Below are 2,999 nucleotides of genomic sequence, written 5' to 3' on the forward strand. Positions count from 1 at the left end.
CTTCCTGCGGCCGGTGTGTTTCCAGAACTACCCGGACAGCTTGCTGCCCGAAGCCCTGAAGAATGCCCAATCCGCTGGGCATCCAGCGCCTGGTGGACGGCCAACCCACCCGCGACACCCTCTAACGGCCGAGCCTCCCCCCTGTAGGAGCTGGCTTGCCAGCGAAGGCGATCTTCAGTCGACATCTTTATTGACTGATCCACCGCTTTCGCTGGCAAGCCAGCTCCTACAGGGGGGCGTGTTGGTCGTGGGTTTTGTGACCGGCGCTGAGTCGCCCCCACATTGAGCTATCATTGCGTCTTTCCCATTCAAAGATCGACTGCCATGACTGCCGTAACCGACACCTTGCTCAACGCCCTCGAACACTGCGACATGCTGGAAATCGACGGGCTGCACGCGTTTGATTTCTCCCTCGATGAAGACGACAACCTGCACATCGAATGCATGGACGGCCGAGCGGCAAAGCGCTGGGCGTTCAGCATGGCCCAGATCAATGCGGCGACCTTCGACCCAGACCTGCAAAGCTGGCTCATCACCGGTGATTCCGGCGAGCATCGGCTGGTACTGATGGATGCTATCGGTGGTGACGACGACGAGGACGAAACGCATGAGGATGCGTAATCTCTGGCCGCTGTTGATCGCCGGCAGCGTTGGCGCGATGGGCGTGCAAACGGCGACGGCCGATGAATATCAGCTGCTGGTCGGTTCTTACACCGCCGGCCAGAGCCAAGGGCTTTATCGCCTGAAGTTCGACAGTTCCAACGGGCAGATCGACGCCAAGCCACTGCAAGTGGTCAACAGCGAAAACCCGTCCTGGCTGACCCTGTCCAGTGATCAACGCCGATTGTTCGTGGTCAACGAAAACGGTCCGGGGCAGGCTGATCCGGTGGGGCGCGTCAGCAGTTATGCGATCGATCCCAAGACCCACGAGCTGAGCCTGATCAATCAGGTGCAGAGCCTGGGCAACGAGCCGACGCACTCGAGCCTCACCGTTGAAGCCAGTCACCTGCTGGTCAGCAATTATTCGGTGGCCGCAGATCCGGGCGGCACCCTGGCGGTGGTGCCGGTGGATGCCGACGGCAAGCTCCAGCCCGTGGTGCAAATGAGCAGCCATCCTTCCAGCCGGATCAATCCCGAGCGGCAGATGTCGGCCCATGTGCATTCGACGGTCTCATCGCCAGACGGCCGCTACGTGTTTTCCAATGACCTGGGGGCGGACCGGATTTTTGTCTATCGCTTCGACCCCAAGGCGAATCCGGACCTGCCATTGACCGCGGCCAAACCGGCCTCGGTCCAGTTGCCACCCGGCAGCGGACCACGGCACCTGCTGTTCAGCGCCGATGGCAAACACGCGTGGTTGACCATGGAAATGAGCGCGCAGGTGGCGGTGTTCGATTACCGGGACGGCCAGCTGGAACACACGCAAATGGTTGACCTGGCGGCGGGCCAGCCAGTGTCGGACAAGGCAGCGGCGGCGCTGCACGCCTCGGCCGATGGCAAGTTCCTCTACGTCAGCAACCGTGGCACTGCCAATCAGTTGCTGGTGTTCGCCATCGACCCTGCGTCGGGCCAGCTCAAGGAGCTGCAGCGCCGCTCGGTGGAAGGCGACCATCCGCGCGAGTTCAGCCTCGACCCGAGTGGCAAGTTCCTGTTGATCGCCAACCAGAAGAGCAACCAGATTGTCGTCGTCGAGCGCGATGCCAAGACCGGTCTGCTGGGCAAAACCGTACAGAAACTGCCGATGGATGCCCCGAGCGACCTCAAGTTCCTGGTGCGTCAATAGGCCGCAGGCCCCGGTTGGTGGGGCCTGCATCCTTGTATTAATGACGCTGATAACTGCTACTGCTACAAAAGATTTCAAGGCGCCAACCTCGAAGGTTAAGTTTGCTCCACGGCCCCACCGGGCAAGCAAGCCAACTGACTTCGAGGACTACCGCCATGAACTTCAATCTCTTCTCTGTAATCGCCGCATCCGCTATCTCAGCCACCGTAGCGCTGCCAGCCAGCGCCAACGTTGAAATCAGCGACAAAAAATCCCACGCCCAGAGCTACACCCAGAAATACCTGCAACAGAGCGCCCATTTCTACGCCGCCTTGGATCACAAAAGCCAACACTGAAAGCTGAACCCTGCACACTTTATGCAGGAGCGAAATCACTTGCCAATCGACCGCCCAAGTTGAAAGGCCATGAAGTGATGTCGCTCCTGCATAACGCGTTTTTCGACCCCATCATCTTCTGCTTCCCAGCCCCATTCCTTCGTTTGCCCAGCCGATCAAGAAGCGCCGAAAACGGCTCGCGAGCGCCTGATAGATTTTATCCACGACGCAAATAGACAGCTTTAATGATCAACCAGGCTGATGGTCACTATGGATAACCCTGAGTGGTTATCACGGCTTTTTTGATCGATTCTGGGGGCATCGAAACATGCCTGCGGAGAACATCATGACCAGCGCAATCCTCACTTCTGCCAAACGCGGCGCCTATGTGGCGATCGGTCTTTACCTGGCCATGGTCCTGGTGTTCAGCCTTTCACCTCAGTCGCGTCAAACCCTCGAAGCGCCGATTCAAGTCGCTCATCCCGGCATCCAGTTTGAACACCGCGCGCAAAATGCGACGGTCGATCAGGCGCAGACCGCGGGGATCGCCGGCGCATGAAAGGGTACAGACTTTGGGTCATCGCCTTCCTCGCGTTCATGACCAACGGAGCATCCCTGCTGGGGATAGGGCATGCCTCGGCGGGGTCGGTGGCGCGAGCCATCGAAGCCAATCACAACCTTGCACGCAACATCGAGACCGCTAAAGCCCAGGGACTGCTGGCCGGCAACCCGCCGATCAAGCGCCAGGGCGGGTTTTTCGGGCCGTTCCACGTGGATTGCGCGGTGATCGAGATGTGTGAGGTGTTGGCCTGAGTATTCCAGACACCCTCCATCCCCTGTAGGAGCCGGCTTGCCGGCGAAGGCGTCTGCAAGGGCGATGCAAGCCTTGAGGCCGTCTTCGC

Annotated in this window: 5 protein-coding genes and 1 pseudogene; all 6 read left to right on the forward strand. The window is 59.7% G+C overall.

Annotated features, from left to right (window positions below; genetic code table 11):
* Positions 1–125 (forward strand): annotated as a pseudogene (locus BZ163_RS36265) (hypothetical protein); the annotation flags it as partial.
* A gap of 199 nt (positions 126–324) precedes the next feature.
* A complete protein-coding gene (locus tag BZ163_RS00200; protein ID WP_128869335.1) occupies positions 325–621 on the forward strand; it encodes a DUF5629 family protein in 297 nt (98 codons plus the stop codon).
* A complete protein-coding gene (locus tag BZ163_RS00205) occupies positions 614–1,783 on the forward strand; it encodes a lactonase family protein (protein ID WP_128869339.1) in 1,170 nt (389 codons plus the stop codon). Before BZ163_RS00200 ends, BZ163_RS00205 begins: the two co-directional genes overlap by 8 nt.
* A gap of 155 nt (positions 1,784–1,938) precedes the next feature.
* Entirely contained in the window at positions 1,939–2,118 is a 180-nt protein-coding gene (locus BZ163_RS00210; RefSeq protein ID WP_128869336.1) for a hypothetical protein, read from the forward strand.
* A 325-nt stretch (positions 2,119–2,443) separates the two neighbouring features.
* A complete protein-coding gene (locus tag BZ163_RS00215) occupies positions 2,444–2,656 on the forward strand; it encodes a hypothetical protein (RefSeq protein ID WP_128869337.1) in 213 nt (70 codons plus the stop codon).
* The gene (locus BZ163_RS00220) at positions 2,653–2,910 is read left to right on the forward strand and encodes a hypothetical protein (protein WP_128869338.1); all 258 of its coding nucleotides are present in this window, start codon (positions 2,653–2,655) and stop codon (positions 2,908–2,910) included. Before BZ163_RS00215 ends, BZ163_RS00220 begins: the two co-directional genes overlap by 4 nt.
* Positions 2,911–2,999 lie beyond the last annotated feature (89 nt).

The sequence above is a fragment of the Pseudomonas sp. VI4.1 genome, from assembly GCF_002029345.1.
In the GTDB taxonomy this organism is placed as follows: Bacteria; Pseudomonadota; Gammaproteobacteria; order Pseudomonadales; family Pseudomonadaceae; genus Aquipseudomonas.

Coding starts and splice junctions, on each gene's coding strand:
- BZ163_RS00200 (WP_128869335.1), top strand. CDS start 325: ATGACTGCCGTAACCGACACCTTGCTCAACGCCCTCGAACACTGCGAC.
- BZ163_RS00205 (WP_128869339.1), top strand. CDS start 614: ATGCGTAATCTCTGGCCGCTGTTGATCGCCGGCAGCGTTGGCGCGATG.
- BZ163_RS00210 (WP_128869336.1), top strand. CDS start 1,939: ATGAACTTCAATCTCTTCTCTGTAATCGCCGCATCCGCTATCTCAGCC.
- BZ163_RS00215 (WP_128869337.1), top strand. CDS start 2,444: ATGACCAGCGCAATCCTCACTTCTGCCAAACGCGGCGCCTATGTGGCG.
- BZ163_RS00220 (WP_128869338.1), top strand. CDS start 2,653: ATGAAAGGGTACAGACTTTGGGTCATCGCCTTCCTCGCGTTCATGACC.